At 46.3% G+C, this 18,878-nt stretch carries 18 protein-coding genes and 3 riboswitches; of the genes, 17 read left to right on the top strand and 1 reads right to left on the bottom strand.

Annotated elements, in window-relative coordinates:
* Positions 1-9: 9 nt before the first annotated feature.
* From HFA01_RS09885 to HFA01_RS09830, 12 genes are all read left to right on the top strand, one after another.
* A complete protein-coding gene (locus HFA01_RS09885; protein WP_146815732.1) occupies positions 10-993 on the top strand; it encodes a ring-cleaving dioxygenase in 984 nt (327 codons plus the stop codon).
* A 98-nt stretch (positions 994-1,091) separates the two neighbouring features.
* Positions 1,092-1,778, top strand: coding sequence for a cytidylyltransferase domain-containing protein (locus HFA01_RS09880; RefSeq protein ID WP_146815730.1), 687 nt, complete (start codon positions 1,092-1,094; stop codon positions 1,776-1,778).
* Positions 1,779-1,946: 168 nt separating this feature from the next.
* A complete protein-coding gene (locus HFA01_RS09875; RefSeq protein WP_146815728.1) occupies positions 1,947-2,549 on the top strand; it encodes a hypothetical protein in 603 nt (200 codons plus the stop codon).
* Positions 2,539-3,288 carry a cytochrome c biogenesis CcdA family protein gene (locus tag HFA01_RS09870; protein ID WP_146815726.1) on the top strand — a complete coding sequence of 250 codons (750 nt, stop codon included), beginning with the start codon at positions 2,539-2,541 and terminating at the stop codon, positions 3,286-3,288. The genes HFA01_RS09875 and HFA01_RS09870 overlap by 11 nt, the downstream gene beginning before the upstream one ends.
* 18 nt (positions 3,289-3,306) lie before the next feature.
* Positions 3,307-3,870: a redoxin domain-containing protein gene (locus HFA01_RS09865; protein ID WP_146815724.1), complete on the top strand. Its 564-nt coding sequence runs from the start codon at positions 3,307-3,309 to the stop codon at positions 3,868-3,870.
* A 10-nt stretch (positions 3,871-3,880) separates the two neighbouring features.
* Positions 3,881-4,564: a response regulator transcription factor gene (locus tag HFA01_RS09860; protein ID WP_146815722.1), complete on the top strand. Its 684-nt coding sequence runs from the start codon at positions 3,881-3,883 to the stop codon at positions 4,562-4,564.
* Positions 4,551-5,624, top strand: a complete 1,074-nt coding sequence (locus HFA01_RS09855; RefSeq protein WP_146815720.1) for a sensor histidine kinase — start codon at positions 4,551-4,553, stop codon at positions 5,622-5,624. The genes HFA01_RS09860 and HFA01_RS09855 overlap by 14 nt, the downstream gene beginning before the upstream one ends.
* 486 nt (positions 5,625-6,110) lie before the next feature.
* The gene (locus tag HFA01_RS09850) at positions 6,111-7,076 is read left to right on the top strand and encodes an AAA family ATPase (protein ID WP_146815718.1); all 966 of its coding nucleotides are present in this window, start codon (positions 6,111-6,113) and stop codon (positions 7,074-7,076) included.
* The gene (locus HFA01_RS09845; RefSeq protein WP_146815716.1) at positions 7,073-8,338 is read left to right on the top strand and encodes a DUF58 domain-containing protein; all 1,266 of its coding nucleotides are present in this window, start codon (positions 7,073-7,075) and stop codon (positions 8,336-8,338) included. The genes HFA01_RS09850 and HFA01_RS09845 overlap by 4 nt, the downstream gene beginning before the upstream one ends.
* Complete coding sequence (locus HFA01_RS09840; protein WP_146815714.1) at positions 8,338-10,533, top strand: transglutaminase TgpA family protein; 2,196 nt, start codon at positions 8,338-8,340, stop codon at positions 10,531-10,533. The genes HFA01_RS09845 and HFA01_RS09840 overlap by 1 nt, the downstream gene beginning before the upstream one ends.
* A gap of 34 nt (positions 10,534-10,567) precedes the next feature.
* Positions 10,568-10,669, top strand: a riboswitch (purine riboswitch).
* A 108-nt stretch (positions 10,670-10,777) separates the two neighbouring features.
* Entirely contained in the window at positions 10,778-12,316 is a 1,539-nt protein-coding gene (guaA, locus tag HFA01_RS09835; protein WP_146815712.1) for a glutamine-hydrolyzing GMP synthase, read from the top strand.
* 79 nt (positions 12,317-12,395) lie between these two features.
* Positions 12,396-12,498: riboswitch (purine riboswitch) on the top strand.
* A gap of 221 nt (positions 12,499-12,719) precedes the next feature.
* Positions 12,720-14,054 (top strand): NCS2 family permease, encoded by a 1,335-nt coding sequence (locus HFA01_RS09830; protein ID WP_146815710.1) that lies wholly within the window; start codon positions 12,720-12,722, stop codon positions 14,052-14,054.
* Positions 14,055-14,258: 204 nt separating this feature from the next.
* On the opposite strand, the gene HFA01_RS09825 is transcribed toward HFA01_RS09830, so the two are convergent.
* On the bottom strand, positions 14,259-14,684 hold the full coding sequence (locus HFA01_RS09825; RefSeq protein ID WP_146815708.1) for an Hsp20/alpha crystallin family protein: 426 nt from the start codon (positions 14,682-14,684) through the stop codon (positions 14,259-14,261).
* A gap of 144 nt (positions 14,685-14,828) precedes the next feature.
* Between HFA01_RS09825 and HFA01_RS09820 the strand changes: the two genes are divergently transcribed.
* The 5 genes from HFA01_RS09820 to purB all read left to right on the top strand — a co-directional run bounded on the left by HFA01_RS09820 (position 14,829) and on the right by purB (position 18,764).
* A complete protein-coding gene (locus tag HFA01_RS09820) occupies positions 14,829-15,398 on the top strand; it encodes a DUF2179 domain-containing protein (protein ID WP_146815706.1) in 570 nt (189 codons plus the stop codon).
* Entirely contained in the window at positions 15,367-15,567 is a 201-nt protein-coding gene (locus tag HFA01_RS09815) for an NETI motif-containing protein (RefSeq protein WP_146815704.1), read from the top strand. The genes HFA01_RS09820 and HFA01_RS09815 overlap by 32 nt, the downstream gene beginning before the upstream one ends.
* Positions 15,568-15,648: 81 nt before the next feature.
* A riboswitch (purine riboswitch) is annotated at positions 15,649-15,749 on the top strand.
* Between the two features lie 103 nt (positions 15,750-15,852).
* A complete protein-coding gene (gene purE, locus HFA01_RS09810) occupies positions 15,853-16,344 on the top strand; it encodes a 5-(carboxyamino)imidazole ribonucleotide mutase (protein ID WP_146815702.1) in 492 nt (163 codons plus the stop codon).
* Entirely contained in the window at positions 16,334-17,461 is a 1,128-nt protein-coding gene (purK, locus tag HFA01_RS09805; RefSeq protein ID WP_146815700.1) for a 5-(carboxyamino)imidazole ribonucleotide synthase, read from the top strand. Before purE ends, purK begins: the two co-directional genes overlap by 11 nt.
* A 10-nt stretch (positions 17,462-17,471) precedes the next feature.
* The gene (purB, locus tag HFA01_RS09800; protein WP_146815698.1) at positions 17,472-18,764 is read left to right on the top strand and encodes an adenylosuccinate lyase; all 1,293 of its coding nucleotides are present in this window, start codon (positions 17,472-17,474) and stop codon (positions 18,762-18,764) included.
* Positions 18,765-18,878: the final 114 nt, after the last annotated feature.

Here is an 18,878-nt window from a genome sequence, read left to right as displayed (position 1 = left end):
GGCGATCGAATGAATGAATTGAAAGGCATTCACCATGTAACCGCCATAACAAGCAGCGCAGAAAAGAATTATGAATTTTTCACGTATGTCCTTGGCATGCGTCTTGTAAAAAAAACAGTCAACCAGGATGATATCGAAACGTATCACTTATTCTTCGCAGATGATGAGGGGAATCCTGGTACGGATATGACGTTCTTCGATTTCCCAGGCATTCCAAAAGGGTCCCATGGAACGAATGAAATCGCTAAAACGTCTTTCCGTGTACCAAGTGATGAGGCCTTGGGCTACTGGGTAAAACGCTTCGACCGCCTGGAAGTGAAGCACAAAGGAATTCAGAAACGGTTCGGCAAAAAAGTGCTTCCTTTCGTCGATTTTGATGATCAAGCTTATGAGTTGGTATCGGATGAAAACGATGATGGAGTAGCACCGGGGACCCCATGGCAAAAAGGTCCCGTCCCATTGGAGTACGCCATTACTGGTCTTGGCCCCTTATACGTGAGAGTAGACAATAAGGAATACTTCAAGGAAATGCTTGAGAAGGTCATGAATTTCAGGGAAGTCGATGAAGAAGGAGCGTTCACCTTGTTCGAAGTGGGGGAAGGTGGCAATGGGGGTTCTGTCATTGTGGAATATAACTCCATTCTCCCTCCGGCACGCCAAGGATATGGAACCGTCCACCATGCTGCTTTCCGTGTGGAAGACAAGGATGCATTGGATGAATGGATCCAGCGGTTATCAAAATTTGGCTTAAGGAACTCAGGCTTTGTCAATCGTCATTATTTCGGTTCCTTATACGCCAAAGTTTCCCCACAGATTTTGTTTGAGTGGGCAACGGACGGACCAGGATTCATGGGGGATGAACCCTATGAAACCCTTGGGGAAAAGTTGTCACTTCCACCGAAGCTTGAGCCAAAGCGTGAAGAGATTGAAAATTATGTTCGACCGATCGATACGGTTCGAAGTACGAAGAATATAGAAAAAGAATACGAATGATAAAGAAAGCCAAGGTGACGCAGGATCGCACCTTGGCTCTTTTGTGATTAATGATGCTCCTCTTTTTATCATAAGATGATTATAGTAGGGGGGAGAAAATGAAGGTTTTAGCGATTCTACAGGCGGGGATGAATGAAACCGATTGTCCGGGACTGACCATAAACAAGGTGGGTGGGAGACCGCTTCTCGCCTACTTAATAGAAAGAGTGAGGCGTTCTAAGAGGATTGATCAACTCATAGTCAGCACATCGACGAAGGAAACCGATGATCCAATTGTTCAGTTGTGCCAGCAGGTACATGTCGAGACGTTCCGTGGTTCAGAAAAAGATGTGCTTGGCCGATTTTATGAAACGGGTCGAAAATATAACGGGGATGTGATTGTTCGGTTGTCTGCAACAGGCCCTCTTATAGATCCTGCCATCGTTGATCAAGCGATTGGAATGTTTCTTCAGTGTTACCCGAATTGCTTGTATGCTTCCAATACTCTTCACAGGACTTATCCAAAAGGAATGGATATCGAAGTCTTTACTTATGAAGTGTTGAAAGATGCCTACATGAATGCAAGCTCGTCTCTTGATTTTGAACAGGTCACCCCGTTTATCGTGAAAAGAGTAGGGGAGTCAGCTATTGGGGAGATTGTCCAAAATCATAACCTCAGTCATCATGATTGGTCCTTGGATCATTTAGAAGACTTTACGTTCATGAAAGAAGTTTTCGAACAACTTCACCCCCGTAATGGTGCATTTTCTATGACAGATGTCCTCTCTTTTATTGAGAATGGCTGAAATAATGAAAGAACCAACAGGGAGAATAATAGTGTAAGATTGTGGAGGCCGGGGCTCTTGAAGTCCAGAGGCTTCTTTTATTATGGGAAAATGATTATGAAAAACTGTTCTTTCATGATATTTTCACACAAGTGATTTAGGATGGACAGAAGGAAAAGAGGGTTTGATATGATTTTGCAACCACTGCTGGTCATCAGGGTCATCGCATTGCTTTTGGGGCTGGCTGTATTTTGGGTTCTTTCTTCACAACAGGAAAAGAAGATACCGATGGATCACTATGCATCGATCCTCACCACTTGGCTTCTGTTTTTTATAGGAGCAAAAGGTTTGACACAATGGGAGCTTTTATTAGACTATCCCCTTTCGGTACTCGCTTATCCAAGTGGAACGGCTGAATTTTATATCGCTTCCATAGCTACAGTCTTGTGGGAGTGGCGGAAACGTCATGTCCATAAGCCTTATGTGCAGGCTTATTTCCTCATGATGGCAAGTAGTATGGTGAGCTTTTCCTTATTAGAGAGGCTCGTGTTGGATCAAGGACATCTTGTTGATGTCATCTTCGCTTTCAGCTTCTTTGTCATGGTTGTTTTACATAAGCAGCGTCTATGGAGTGTGTTTTTTGCATTCAGTGGGGCTGTGCTCGCAGCGGGGCTTTATCGAGCTCCTGACCTGATGGGGTATCGGATGGATCTTGTATTTTATCTTGTGATCGCTTTAATGAGTTTAGTATTGGTTTTAGTGAAAAAAGGAGGTAAGAATCATGGGGGCTGATGTAACGCTTTGGCTTGCACTCGGCGCAGGGATCATTTCTTTTCTATCACCGTGCACCCTGCCCTTGTTCCCGGCCTATTTATCTTATATCACCGGGATGAGTGTGAAAGAAATGAAAGAGAATCGTAGTCTTCACGTGAAAAAGAGGTTACTCACACATTCGATCCTCTTTCTTCTAGGCGTGTCTTCGATATTTATCAGTTTAGGGATTGGCGCTTCTTATGTAGGGAGTGCTGTACAAAATATTTTAACCGGAAGCTCAGGCCTGTTGCTGCAGCGGCTCGCAGGAGTTTTCATTATATTGATGGGACTGTTCGTTGCCGGTTGGTTGAAGGTCGGCTGGTTTATGAAAACGAAAAGGGTGCAGACGAAACCGAAAACGTCGCTGAGCCTGGCGGGAACTTTTTTTGCAGGTATGGGGTTTGCAACAGGGTGGACGCCTTGCATCGGGCCGATTTTTGCCTCCATTCTTCTGCTGTCAGCAAGCAATCCTACACAGGGAATCTTGTACACCGTCGTTTACGTTATCGGTTTTGCCCTGCCGTTTCTCGTCTTCTCCTTTTTCATAGGATCCACACGAGTAATCTTGAAATATAGTGAGCAGATTATGAAAATCGGCGGAGTTGCGATGGTTTTAGCCGGTGCGTTTCTCTATACCGGGTATATGACGAGGATTTCAACGTTGCTGTTGAATTTAGTCCAGGATACGTGGTTTGCCAATCTAGGAATGATTTTTTAATCGAAAGGAAGGGATTGAATGAAGAAATGGGGCCTCATTGTTATTGTAACCGCCTTATTTGTCTGGGCTGTTTATGATTTTGTATATGAAGGAGAAACCCAGGATCCAGTTGCTGAAGGAGAGAAGATGGTCGCTGAAGGGCCGGCCACGGAAGAAGTCGACATTGGTTTGGAAAAAGGACAGCAAGCGCCGGATTTCACCCTGCAGACCCTTAATGATGAAGAGGTTTCTTTGTCAGATTATCGTGGAGAGAAGGTAATGATCAACTTCTGGGCCACGTGGTGCCCGCCATGCCGGGCTGAAATGCCGGATATGCAGGAGTTCTCTCAGAATGAAGACATCCAAGTATTAGCCGTCAATTTAACAGATACGGAAGCAAGCGTACAAGGAGTCCAGGACTTCGTGAATGAGTTTGGGTTGACGTTTCCTGTCTTGCTTGATCAAGACGTGTCTGTTGCCAACCAATATGAAGTCAATCCCGTACCTACTTCTATTTTTGTAGATGAAGAAGGGAAGATCAGTTCTGTTATGCTGGGGGCGATGAATTACGATATGATGGTACAAAGGATGGAAGAAATGTAAGGGTGGTTACATGAAACCGGAAGTACTGATCGTTGAAGATGACCGTAAGATTTCAAATCTCATAAGCATTTACTTAGTGAACGAAGGGTACAGCGTGAAACAGGCTTTTGACGGAGAAGAAGGGAAGCAGTTCTTTCTTCTACATCGCCCCTGCCTGCTGATCCTTGATTTAATGCTGCCTAAATGGAGCGGGGAGGAATTATGCCGCTTTGTAAAGGAAGAAAGCAAAGACTCTCCCGGTGTGATTATGCTGTCTGCAAAGGGAACGACGGAAGACCGGATTTCAGGACTGCGCCTCGGAGCTGATGATTATATGACAAAACCGTTCAGCCCGGAAGAGTTGATGGCGCATGTGGAAGCGGTCTTACGGAGGACAGGTCATGTGTGTCAAAAGCTTTCCCATGAAGGCCTTGAAGTGAAGCCGCGGAAAGGGGAGGTATGGTTGGACGGTGAACAGTTGGAGTTGACGCACTACGAGTTCAATCTGCTTTATTTTATGATGGACCACAAAGATCAAGTGTTTACGAGAGAGCAGCTGCTTGAGCAAATCCATCCGCACGGAGAAGCAGACATTATGGCCCGTACCATTGATGCGCACATTAAAAAGCTCCGTCGAAAAATAGAAACGGATGCCTCTGTTCCGAAGAGGATTGTGACGGTAAGAGGAATGGGGTATAAATATGCGACTCATTGAACGGCTCCTGCCGCCAAAACTTTGGGTGAAGATGACAATCGTAAACATTGCTCTTCTCATCGGAGTTGTCATCGTTACAGGAATGACGCTTTATCAGACGGCCTGTTTTCTCGCTGCTGATCTTACAGGTGTTGAGCGTGAAGCCCAGCTGACTTTCAACAACTCTCTGCTCCTTTACGCATGGGGAATTGGAGGAGTGGTCATTGTGATGGGGGCTTTTTTATATTCTACGGTGACAAGGAAAGTGCTTGTACCTATCAAAGAGCTGACCTCGGCCATGGAAACAATGAAAACAGGAACTTATCCAGGCAGGTTGAGCGTCCATACCAATGATGAAATAGGAGAACTTGTGGATCACTTCAATCGAATGAACCACCGGTTGCAGCAACAGGAGCGTTCCCGCCACCAAATGCTCCGTGATTTATCTCATGAGCTGCGGACCCCCTTATCCAATTTGCAAGGATATTTGGAGGCCCTTGAAAAAGGGGTGATTTCTGGGGATCAGACGATTTACCGCTCCCTGGCAGAAGAAACCGACCGAGTTTCTCAACTGCTTTCCCGGCTGGACGACATGGAATCCTGGACAACGACATCCCTCTCTCAACCACTGGAGGTCAACCTGGAGGAAATGACCCAAGTCATCACTCAGGTCATTCAAATGTTCACTTTGGAGTTTGAGAAAAAAGGCATTGGACTGAAGAGTGAGGTTGAACAGGCAGAAGTGCCAGTAAATAGACAAGGCATCCAGCAGGTTCTGACGAATCTATTGAGAAATGCTCTTGAGTACCACGAAGGTGTGAATGGAGTGGAGGTTGTAGGAAGGCCGGATGGTGAAGAATATGTAATTAAGGTGAAAGGAGAGGGAAAGGCGATCCCTTTAGATGAAAAGGATCAAATATTTGATCGCTTTTACCGCGTCGATCCTTCCCGTTCGGATGGCCGTTCGGGGCTTGGACTTTCAATTAGTAAACAGATTATTGAACGCCATGGCGGGCTGATTCAATTGGAAACAGACGGCAGGAAGCACTGTTTTTCTATAACCTTACCGATGCGAGCGTAGACGGAAGTTTGCGCTTTTTTTGTTGGATGGAGGAGGATTTTTCAGTGGAGTAGGGTGTTTGCGCTTTCCAATCTTTCTGGTGCCAGGCACCGGAAAGATTTCGATGGTGCCAGACTTTCTGCTCGTACATTCACAAGTCCATACATATGAAAAGCCTCAGCTCAACGCTGAGGCTCCCGCCACCTATACCTATACAAACTTTCGTCTCTTTGAATTCTTTTATCTTTAATTAAGATGGCTCAAATTCAAGATACCACAAAAAGTCATGGAAGTTAACCATTTTTTGAAAAATCAGAAGGACTCTTAAGAATTTTATTCTTCTTCTATCGACAAATTTTTTTATAATGGATGAGACCTGTTACGGCGCGATTTCCTTTAATATCCAATGGTTCGCAACCTTTGTTCATGCCCGTGCGTTATAGTATAGTTAAAAGGAGCTTGATTTTTCAGAAAAAATAGTATTTTAGGGAGAAAGGGGTACACCAAATGACTCAGCAGACATTTTTGTATCAACCGAAAATATCGGAAGTACTTAAAAATATGAGGAAGGTCATGATCGGGAAGGAAGAAGCAGCGATGTTGAGCCTTGTCGCCTTACTTGCGAAAGGGCACGTCCTTTTAGAGGATGTTCCGGGTGTCGGGAAGACGATGCTTGTGAAAACGCTGGCTAAATCTCTGGATTGTGACTTTAAACGCATCCAGTTCACGCCAGATCTGCTACCTTCTGATGTGACGGGTGTATCGATATATAATCCGAAAAGTATGGAATTCGAATTTAGACCTGGTCCGATCCTCGGAAATATCGTCTTAGCAGATGAGATCAACCGTACATCCCCGAAGACCCAGTCTGCTTTATTGGAAGGGATGGAAGAGACGAGTATTACGGTGGATGGGAATACGGTTCCACTCAGTGATCCATTTTTCGTCATGGCAACGCAAAACCCGATTGAGTATGAAGGGACTTATCCATTGCCGGAAGCCCAGCTCGACCGTTTCCTTATTAAAATGAAGATGGGATACCCTACAGCGAAGCAGGAAATGGAGATGCTTTCTAGAACATCAAACGGCCACCCGATCGAAGGCATATCCGCTGTGCTCACAAGGGAAGAGCTCGTTGGTTTGCAGAAAGAAGTGTTGGATGTTTATGTCGATCGTACGGTCAACCGCTATATCATCGATCTTGTGACAGGGACAAGGACTCATGACGGCGTTTACCTTGGGGTCAGCCCTCGTGGATCCATTGCCCTCATGAAAGCGGCCAAGGCTTATGCATTCATTCACGACCGCGACTATGTTGTGCCTGATGATGTTCAATTCATGGCTCCGTATGTCCTCTCTCACCGTATGATCCTTACTTCTGAAGCACGGTTTGAAGGACAGACGGCTGAGTCGATCATAGACAGTCTGCTATCTTCTACGTCCATTCCAGTGAAGAGGAACATCAGTGAATGAGACGGAAACTTGGAATCATCGCTAGAAGCCTTGTCGTAGCGATCCTTTTCGCTATCCTCTTTTCCTACGCCATGTTTCAGGGCGGTTTTGTCAGTTGGTTTCTCTTTTATGCCTTTTTGCCGTTTCTCCTATATATGGCAGCCGTCCTCATCTATCCGGTTCATAATTGGAAAATCGAACGGAATCTTTCCAAACGGATGGCTATGGGAAGTGAAACCATCGACGTCGAAGTGAAGTTGAAAAGGAAAGTTCCTTTTCCGATCTATTATTGTATTATCGAAGAACACTTACCGGAATCGCTGAAGAAAGTCGACGAGCACTTGGATAAATACAAAGATATGGATAAAACGGATCACTTTTTTGAACCTCGTCAAGTGAAAAAGGTCGTTTTTCCTTGGTTCAGTAAAACCATTACTTACCGTTATCAACTTGAAAAGGTCCCACGCGGAGACCATAAGCTGAAGGCACTCCGGATCAAAACAGGTGATTTCTTTGGCTTTGTGAAAAAAGAGCATGTGTATCACCAAGAAAGCAAATTGCTTGTTTTTCCTTATGTCCGACCTGTGAAAATGAAGGACAGGGTGTACAGTTTTGAACAGGGGGCGAGCCCTTCTTTCAAGCTGAATGAAAAGAACACGAACATGGTAACAGGTGTCCGTGAATACATGCCTGGTGATCGCTTTGCCTGGGTGGACTGGAAAACAACAGCCAAGAAGAACGAGATGATGACGAAAGAATTCGAACAGGAAAAAAGCGTCGACATGATGCTGATCCTGAATGGGGTCTATCATCCGACTATGAATGAATTGAGTTTTGAAGGAGCTGTGGAATTCACGGCTTCTTTGATGAGGGAGTTTCATAAGAAATCGTCCCCCTTGTCTTTCATGTCTCTTGGTGATGGTCGTAAATATTTTCCTTTTCACCAGGATCACGCCCATCAACAGCAAATGCAAGGTCATTTAGCAAAGATCCGTCCTGTCGGGCGTATTCCTTTTGCGCAACAGATGGAACGCGAAAAGTCCTTGATCCCTAGTGGTGTGATGCTCATGATCGTCAGTCATCATTTGGATAAGGATATCCAGGTTGCCATTAGTAAACTCGCAAAAAGGAGTAAGCGTGTCGTCTTTTTCTATGTGCGTCCTCATGGACAAATGTCGTTCCAGGACCATCAAGCGGTGAAGCAGATGAAAAGTCAGGGTGTCGTTGTCAACGTGTTGAATGAGGAACAGCTGACGAAACAACAATTCGAGGTGAACACATGATGGAAGAGCGACAATCGTTCATCTATAAACTGATTCTCTATATTACTGGTTTTCTCTTGTTCTGTGAATGGATGCGGCCGATGGAGCAGATTTCTGATACTGATGATGTTCGTGTGTTTCTTATCTATGCGACGTTCTGCTTCTTTGTGTCCTTTATACAAGTGCCGTGGTATCTCTCCATCCCCTTAAAAGGGCTTGGTCTTGCCTTCATCATTGATGGACTCTATATTGCAGAACGCATCTTTTCACGTGACTGGTTTTCAGTCTTATATGACCAGGTTCTATTTAATATCCAGATGATCCAGTTACAGGAATGGTGGCAGATGACGCCACTTTTCCGTAGTTTACTGTTTTTGATTCTTTTATGGCTGATGAGCTATTTGCTGTATTACTGGTTCGTCGTTGCCCGCCGGATGTTCTTTTTTGTTTTGTTGACACTGATTTATGTCACAGTCGTCGATACGTTTACGGTTTATGATGGTAAATGGGCAATTGTCAGAACGTTCATCCTTGGCATGGTCGCACTCGGGTTATCGAGTTTTGCCAAAGTGATGGATCAAGAATCGATTTCCTTTAAAGGATTGCAAAAAGCACAAGTATGGGCTCTCCCACTTCTTGCGATCATTTTGTTTTCCTCTGCGGCTGCTTACGCCTCACCGAAACTTGATCCGCAATGGCCGGACCCTGTCCCTTATATTGAAAGTGCGGCAGGCGGAGCTGGACCAGGTGGAAGTGGCAGTGGCACCGTTCAAAAAGTCGGTTATGGGGAAGACGACAGCCGGCTGGGGGGTTCTTTCATTCAAGACGATACCCCAGTGTTCCGTGCGACCGCTGATGGAGAGCGTTATTGGCGCATCGAGTCGAAGGATACCTACACAGGCAAAGGTTGGGAAGATACGCTGGAAGAGCCAGTGACCAACATGGACCCGCAAAACATCACCTACGAATTATTTACGGACAATGTAGAAGTGGAAGAGCAGACGGTCATGATTGAAATGTCACGCCAGGCCTCTTTCCGGAAGTTGGTCTATCCCTATGGATTATCTTCCCTCGTCAGGTTCCCAAACGACTATGAACTTCGTGTCCACGAGAACACGGGGGAGATGGACACGTTAAAAGGGGAATCGCCGGCGAAGGTGAATGAGTTCATCGCCAATTATGAGTACCCATCTTTTGAATACGATCAATTACGTGAAGCGGGAGATGACGATCCTCAAGAAATACGTGATCAGTATCTTCAGCTTCCAGATGGTTTGCCGAACCGTGTAAGAAACCTGGCGGGTCAAATTGTCGAGGCAGAAGACAACCGATATGATCGTGCCAAAGCCATCGAGTCTTACTTTTCTTCCAATGGCTTTGAATACTCAACGACTGATGTGCCCGTTCCAGACGAAAATGAAGACTATGTCGATCAGTTCTTGTTCGAATCCCAGCTCGGGTATTGTGATAACTTTTCAACATCGATGGTCGTCATGCTTCGATCTGAAGGGATTCCAGCCCGGTGGGTGAAAGGCTTTACTGGAGGAGAGCGCATAGACACACGGGATACCGATCTTAGTGATGATTTACAAAATGTATATCAAGTCACAAGCGGGAACGCCCACTCCTGGGTAGAGGTTTATTTCCCTGAGGTCGGTTGGGTGCCTTTTGAGCCGACCAAAGGATTCACGAACAACACGGACTTCTATACAGATGTGGAAACAGAAGAAGGGGAAGATCCAGCAGCGGCCCCGGATAGTGAAACACCAGAAGACCAAATGGGGAATCCGCAGCAAATAGAAGAAGAAGAAAGGTCTGATGCTGCAGGAGCGGCAGGGTCTTCCAATCAAAGTTACACATGGTTATGGGTGTTGTTAAGCGCAATTCTTGTGGCAGCGATCATTCTTTACTTTACAAGGTACCGTTGGATGACAGCGCTGCTCATTCGTAAGTACCGGAAAAACAAAGATGAAGAAACGTACGAAAAAGCCTATCATTACCTATTGAAAGTACTTGATCATAAAGGGTTCAAGCGGAAGCCGGAACAGACTTTACGTGAGTTTGCATTAGCGGTTGATCGGTATTATCAGTCGAATGACATGCGGCGGTTGACCAACCATTACGAGCGTGTCATCTACAGGAATGAGGCCCAAAGTACACACTGGCCTAAAGTCACTGAATTATGGGAAAATTTAATCAAAAAGACATTGTCTTGATTCCTTTTCATGCGGTTGATAGAATGAATGAAAATTATCAGATGCATTCTTCCTTCGTATATCCTCGGGAATATGGCCCGAGAGTCTCTACCGGGGCACCGTAAACGCCCTGACTATGAAGGTGGGAATCACGTGACATGTATGTACATGGATGGATTTCTGCCTTCGTCGTCGTAGATTTGAGGCAGGGAATCCATCCATTTTTTTATGAAAAATAAAGTCTATAGATCAAGGAGTGGAACAAATGGAACAAGTGCAAGGTATGATTCTCGTGCTGGACTTCGGGAGCCAGTATAACCAATTGATTACACGAAGAATCCGTGAATTCGGTGTGTATAGTGAACTTCATTCTCACAAAATGAGCATCGAAGAGATTAAATCGATGAACCCAAGTGGGATCATTCTATCCGGTGGACCGAACAGCGTCTACGGGGAGGAAAGCTTCCGTTGTGATGAGCAGATTTTCGAACTTGGCATTCCAGTCCTTGGGATTTGCTATGGTATGCAATTGATGACCCATCATTTTGGTGGAAAAGTCGAACGTGCCAAAGAGCGTGAATATGGAAAAGCAGATATTAACGTGGCAAAAGAGCCGGCTATTTTTGCTAAAACACCGAGAGAACAAACGGTTTGGATGAGTCACAGTGATAAAGTCATCGAAGCTCCGGAAGGGTTCCAAGTGGATGCGACAAGCCCGTCCTGCCCGGTAGCCGCCATCAGCAACGATGAAGCGCGCATGTACGGTGTTCAGTTCCACCCGGAAGTCCGTCATTCTGAATATGGAAATGACATCCTCCGCAGTTTCGTTTTCGATGTTTGTGAGGCGACCGATGATTGGACAATGGAACATGTCGTCGAGATGGAAGTGGAGAAAATTCGTGAACAAGTCGGCGACCGTAAAGTGTTGTGTGCCTTGAGTGGTGGCGTGGATTCTTCTGTCGTCGCTGCTTTGATTCACCGTGCCATTGGTGATCAGCTTACATGTATTTTCGTGGACCATGGGCTTCTCCGTAAAAATGAAGCAGATGATGTTATGCGCACCCTTGGAGACGGCTTTAATATGAACATTGTCAAAATTGACGCCAAAGACCGCTTCATGAGCAAGCTTTCAGGTGTATCCGATCCTGAGAGGAAGCGGAAGATCATCGGCAATGAATTCATTTATGTCTTTGATGATGAAGCAGAAAAATTGAAGGAAATCGACTTCCTGGCACAAGGGACGTTGTACACTGATATTATCGAAAGTGGTACAGAGACAGCACAGACGATCAAGTCTCATCACAATGTCGGTGGTCTTCCTGAGGACATGCAATTCGAATTGATTGAGCCTCTCAACACATTGTTCAAAGATGAAGTACGTGCGCTTGGAACAGAGCTGGGTGTACCTGAGCATATTGTATGGCGCCAGCCTTTCCCAGGACCGGGTCTTGCCATCCGTGTGCTTGGAGAAGTCACTGAGGAAAAACTTGAAATTGTTCGCGAATCTGACCATGTGCTTCGTGATGAAATTAAAAAAGCAGGTCTTGACCGTGACATTTGGCAATACTTCACCGTGCTTCCGGACATCCGTTCCGTTGGGGTCATGGGCGATGAACGTACGTATGATTACACGATCGGGATCCGTGCGGTGACATCCATTGATGGAATGACATCGGATTGGGCACGTATTCCTTGGGACGTCCTTGAGAAAATCTCTACTCGAATCGTAAATGAAGTCGATCACATCAACCGTGTCGTGTACGATGTGACGAGTAAGCCACCAGCAACCATTGAGTGGGAATAATCGAACATTAAAGTTAATTTAGATAATAATGTTCGGATTTAGGGTTGACGAATCTTGTCGAAGCCTGTAAGATAGAGACAAATGAATAAAGCAACACCGTCGTATAATTTTGGGGATAAGGCCCATGAGTTTCTACCAGACTACCGTAAATCGGTCTGACTACGTTGGTGAATAGATGATAAGGGAGACCTCTATAGGTTTCACCTTTCGTCCATTTCCTTCGTATAGATGTAGACACTCTTGGAGCTTCCAGGAGTGTCTTTTTTTTGTGCTCCGTTTGGTGCCAGGCACCAGGGCATAGTCTTGTGGTGCCAGGCACCAAAAAAAGAAGAAAAGGGTCAGGGACAAAAATAAAGAGAGTGCCCGATCCGAAGAGAATGAGGGAAAAGGGGAGGAAACGTTTATGAGTAAGTTTTTTAAGTTTGAAAAGTTTGGGACGACGTATCGCAGAGAGTTTATGGCAGGTTTAACGACCTTCCTCGCAATGGCATACATTTTGTTCGTTAACCCATCTACCCTTGCACTTGATGGGATTGAGCAGCTTCCTGAGGGTGTAACAAGGATTGATAAAGGAGCCGTATTCACAGCGACGGCGATCGCAGCGGCTGTCGGTACACTGATAATGGGATTGTTTGCGAAATATCCGATCGCTCTTGCTCCGGGCATGGGCTTGAATGCATTTTTCGCCTACACGGTCGTTTTAGGTTTCGGGATTCCGTGGGAAACAGCGCTCGCAGGCGTTTTGGCTTCTGGACTTATTTTTATTGTGTTAACGGTAACAGGTCTGCGGACGATGATCATCGATGCGATTCCTGCAAACTTAAAGCTCGCGGTAGGTGCCGGAATCGGCTTGTTTATCGCCTTCATCGGTTTTCAGAACTCCGGGATTGTGCAGAACAGTGATGCGACACTCGTACAGCTTGGAGACTTGACGGCAGGGCCGACGTTGCTTTCCATCTTTGGAATCATCGTCAGTGTCATGCTGATGGCAATGGGATTAAAAGGCGGTATTTTTTACGGAATGGTCCTGACATCTATCGCAGGAATGGTGACAGGTTTGATTGCTCCCCCGGCTGGCTTTGGAGAAATTGTAAGCACAGCTCCTAGCGTTGCGCCGACCTTTGGTGCTGCCTTCACCCATTTCGGTGAAATTTTTACGATTGAAATGCTTGTCGTCATTTTGACGTTCTTATTCGTCGACTTTTTCGATACGGCTGGAACCCTTGTAGCTGTAGCGACGCAAGCTGGTTTTATGAAAGATAATAAATTGCCGCGTGCCAACCGTGCGTTGTTTGCCGATTCAGCGGCAACAGTTGTTGGTGCAGCTGTCGGTACTTCGACGACAACCTCTTACATTGAGTCCACGGCTGGTGTCGGAGCTGGTGGCCGTACAGGTTTCACATCTGTGGTGACAGCTGGATTCTTCATTTTGGCGCTTTTCTTCTCTCCGCTACTTTCTGTGGTTACCGCGGAAGTGACAGCGCCAGCATTGATTATTGTTGGGGTGCTCATGGCTTCCGCGCTGAAAAATATCGATTGGGATCAGTTTGAAATCGCGGTTCCTGCCTTCTTTACGATTGCTGCAATGCCGATGACCTACAGCATTGCGACAGGTATTGCCATCGGGTTCATTTTCTATCCAATTACGATGGTGTTGAAGGGGCGCGGAAAAGAAATTCATCCGATTATGTACTTCCTGTTTGTTATTTTTGTGCTGTACTTTATCTTCCTGGCGTAAAGATCCTGATAGAATGGCTAATGTCACCGATAAGGTGGAGTTGCTAATATAATAGGGAAACTCGCTAATATATGCTGGAAGTTGCTAATATAATCGCTGAACCTGCTAATAAAAGCACCAAAGCTGCTAATATGTCAGCGGAAGCTAGAGTGACCCGCCACGATCGGCAAAAAGAAACCGGCATGCCGCAATCGGCTGCCGGTTTTATTCATCCTCTAAATGGCGAATTGTAATCGGTCGCTGTTTTGTGGAATCGGAAATATAGCGGTGGAGCTGTATGACGAGCAGTCCATGCTTATACGTCGCTTCCACTTTGTCATGCCTTACCGGAAAAGGAAGATCGATGCTTCTTTCAAACGAGCCGTCGGCGATCTCTGATTTGATTTGATGTCCACCGCGGTTGTTGATCTCAATTTTTCCACTCAAAGTCAATGTTGAATGATCGACGAGGACGTCAACATTCTTCGGGTGGTTCATCCCGGGGATATTGACGAAGCAGAGCAGTTCATTGTCGTATTGATACAGGTTGATGGCCGGAACGGCGGGTTTCATCATGCCGTCGAAGTCTCCCCAGAAATCCTGCCCGAAGAAGCGGTCGAGGTTGGTTTTCCAATCTTTGAATTGATTCATTTCATCGGCCTCCAAAAAATGTCATAGATTGCGTTGTAAATCTGTTGTGCACGTCTCTTCTCATGGTTTATAGTGTATGCAAAGAACATCGACTAGGTGAATGTCACGTTTTTTGCCAAACACTAGCGTAGGAGGCTCTCTAATATGCTTGAAAATCCATTATTGCTGATTGGAATCATTTTAGCTGTCAACATTGTCTATGTTTCGTTTTTCACCCTCCGGATGATTTTTACACTGAAGGGGCAGCGGTATTTTGCTGCGTTCATCAGCATGTTCGAAATCGTGACGTACATCTTCGGACTGGGGCTTGTCCTCGACCGCCTGGATCAAATTGAAAACGTCATAGCTTATGCTGTCGGGTATGGTCTTGGTGTCATCGTCGGGATGAAGATTGAAGAGAAGCTTGCTCTCGGGTATATTACAGTTAATGTGATATCTTCAGACCCAGACATCGAATTCACCCGCAGACTTCGTGAAAAAGGATACGGGGTTACAAGCTGGTACGCGTATGGCATGGAAGGTGACCGTCTAGCGATGCAGATTCTGACGCCTCGGAAGTATGAGCTGTCGTTGTACGAAACGATTCGGGATATTGATCCAAAAGCTTTTATCGTGGCGTATGAACCGAAGCAGATCCATGGTGGATTCTGGGTGAAATCCGTAAAGAGAGGAAAAATTCGCGATGCCCAAAAAGAACAACAAGAAGCGCTTTGAAGTCGAGGAAAATGAAACGATCGGTCAATGTCTCGACCGCATGAAGAAAGAAGGTTATACTCCGATCCGTCGTGCGGAAGAACCTGTTTTCCGCGAAGAAACCCGTAATGGGGAAAAAGTGATGGAACCTGTAGGAAAAACGATCGTATTTCATGCGGTGAAGGAATAAAACCGAACGATTAATTGTAACGTTTTTATTAATGTTCGATATTTGCGTTGACATCCGCAAACAGAAATTGATATGATGAAGGCAGAATTGCATAGACGACCTCATATATGACGGGGATATGGCCCGTACGTCTCTACCTGGGAACCGTAAATTTCCGGACTATGAGGGGAGCTTAAGCTTTAGCGCTTTCTCAGACCGGACACACGTGTGCCTGTTCGACTCCTCTCATTTTTTGAGGGGCGTCGAGCAGGCATTTTTAATGCTACGAAAGAAAAGAGGGATTCGATGGCAAGTGTAGGCATCATCATGGGCAGCATTTCAGATTGGGAAACGATGAAAGAAGCGTGCAGCGTTTTGGATGAGCTTTCGATCGATTATGAAAAAGAGATCATCTCGGCACATCGTACACCGGAAGATATGTTCACATACGCAGATACAGCCCGGGAAAAAGGGTTGAAAGTGATTGTTGCAGGAGCAGGGGGTGCGGCGCACTTACCAGGAATGGTCGCATCCAAAACGACACTGCCGGTTATCGGAGTTCCGGTAGAATCGAAAGCTTTGCAAGGACTGGATTCTCTTTTATCCATCGTGCAGATGCCGGGGGGCGTTCCCGTTGCAACCGTTGCAATCGGGAAAGCAGGCGCGAAGAATGCTGGACTTCTAGCAGCTGAAATGATTGGAGCTTTCGATCAGGAAGTAGCATCAAAACTATCAGACTATCGCCGTCAGATGGTAGATAAAGTGGACGGAATGAGGAGGGATCTCCGTGAAAACTGAAGTGATTCGACCAGGAAGAACAATCGGAATTCTAGGAGGCGGACAGCTCGGCCGGATGATGGCTGTCGCTGCAAGACATATGGGCTATCGAATCGCCGTGCTTGATCCTGCAGAAAATTGTCCTTGTGCCTCAATTGCCGAGGAACACATCGTCGCTGCATACGATGACTTGGAAGCGGCGGAGCGATTGAGTACGGTCAGTGACGTGATCACCTACGAATTTGAAAACGTCGATCTCCATGTGGCCCGGCTTTTTGAAGAAAAAGAGAAGCTGCCGCAAGGAGCATTCGCGCTTGAGGTGACCCAAAACAGGGCGAAAGAGAAGGAAGTCGCCGTCGATGCTGGACTGTCGGTTCCTGAGTATCGCATCGTGAACACTTTTGAAGAGGTAGCGCACGCGCTGGAGGTCACAGGCTACCCTGCTGTCATCAAGAGGGTCAGCGGCGGCTATGATGGCAAGGGACAGCAGAAAATCGAAGATGAAACGCATCTCGAAGATGTCCGCACTTTTATGAAAGAAGGCGGCACGTACATTGTAGAGCAGTGGCTTGAATTCGATCTTGAAATTTCTCAAGTGTTCACAAGAGGAATGGATGGGCGTATCATCCCGTTCCCGATTGCAGAAAATATCCATAAGAACCACATTTTGCATGAATCAAGAGTTCCGGCAACTGTTCCTGGTCATTTGGAAGAGCGCGCCCGTGAAGCGGTTGAAGTTTTGGCTGAACGAATCGGAGTGGTCGGTACATTCGCTGTGGAAATGTTCGTGAAGGGTGATGACATATTCATCAACGAGATGGCTCCGCGTCCTCACAATTCCGGCCATTATACGATTGAAGCGTGCAGCGTATCGCAATTTGAACAGCACATCCGTGCCATTTGCGGTCTCCCGCTGTTACCGGTCCATTCGTTCGGCGCAGCGGTGATGGTGAACGTGCTCGGCAAACACCGGGGCATTTTGCTGGATCGTCTGGAATATTACCACGGCTTTCATTTTCATGACTACGGAAAGAAAGAAGCCCGTCAGACCCGAAAAATGGGGCACATCACCTTTGTTGGTGACAACTTAGAAGAAATCGACAAACGCATCACAGAAAATCAGATCCATTTATGGTAGGAGGAAGACAATGATCGAACGTTATACACGCCCGGAAATGGGTGCAATTTGGACAGAAGAAAATAGATACCAGGCCTGGCTTGAGGTTGAACTTTTAGCGTGTGAAGCCTGGAGTGAACTTGGGGTCATCCCGAAAGAAGACGTGCAGAAGCTTCGCGAGGGTGCTTCCTTCTCCATCGACCGTATTCACGAAATTGAAGCAGAAACCCGTCACGACGTGGTAGCCTTCACTCGTGCCGTTTCTGAAACGGTCGGAGAAGAACGCAAGTGGGTGCACTACGGGCTGACTTCGACAGACGTTGTAGACACGGCGCTCTCCTATCAATTGAAGCAGGCGAATGAAATCATCCGCAAAGATCTCGTCAACTTCATCGAAATCCTTGGTGAAAAGGCGAAGGAACACAAACACACGGTCATGATGGGACGCACCCACGGCGTTCATGCTGAGCCGACGACATTTGGACTGAAGCTCGCCTTATATTATGAAGAAATGAAACGTAACTTAGAGCGTTTGGACCTTGCGATGGAGCATATCCAGTTCGGGAAGCTTTCTGGAGCGGTCGGAACGTATGCGAACATCGATCCTTTTGTTGAAGAATATGTGTGTGAAAAGCTTGGCCTGAAGCCGGCTCCAGTTTCAACACAGACGTTGCAGCGTGATCGTCATGCTCATTATGTTTCCACACTTGCTTTGGTTGCTACTTCCATTGAGAAAATCGCGGTGGAAATCCGTGGGCTGCAAAAAACGGAAACGCGTGAAGTTGAGGAATTTTTCGCTAAAGGTCAAAAAGGATCCTCAGCGATGCCACACAAACGCAATCCGATCGGTTCTGAAAATATGACAGGAATGGCACGCGTGCTGCGCGGTAATATGCTGACGGCCTTTGAAAATGTACCGCTTTGGCATGAACGTGATATTTCTCACTCTTCCGCCGAGCGTATTATCCTGCCTGATGCAACGATCGCTTTGAATTACATGTTGAACCGTTTTGGCAACATCGTGAAGAACTTGACGGTCTTCCCTGAACGGATGCAGGAAAATATGGAGAAAACATACGGACTCATCTTCTCCCAACGTGTATTGCTGACGCTCATCGATGAAGGTCTCGTGCGCGAAGAAGCGTACGACCTCGTCCAGCCGAAAGCTATGGAAGCCTGGGAGCGCGGCATTCCGTTCCGTGAGCTGATTGAAGCGGATGATAAGATCACATCCACCCTGTCCAAAGAACAGCTGGATGCCTGCTTTGACTACAAGCACCACCTGAAACAAGTCGACCGTATCTTCGACCGCATCGGCCTGTAGATAGAGGAAAGATAACGGTGAGATGAAGGTAATATAATGGAAAATACTGTATGACCTGGTACACCAGAAACTGGTGTACCAGGTCATACAAAAAATCCCAATTCCTTAGCGAGG

It is taken from the genome of Halobacillus faecis (genome assembly GCF_007991335.1).
In the GTDB taxonomy this organism is placed as follows: Bacteria; Bacillota; Bacilli; order Bacillales; family Halobacillaceae; genus Halobacillus; species Halobacillus faecis.
Note: the sequence above shows the minus strand (reverse complement) of the source record. Positions and strands in the feature narration are given on the sequence as shown.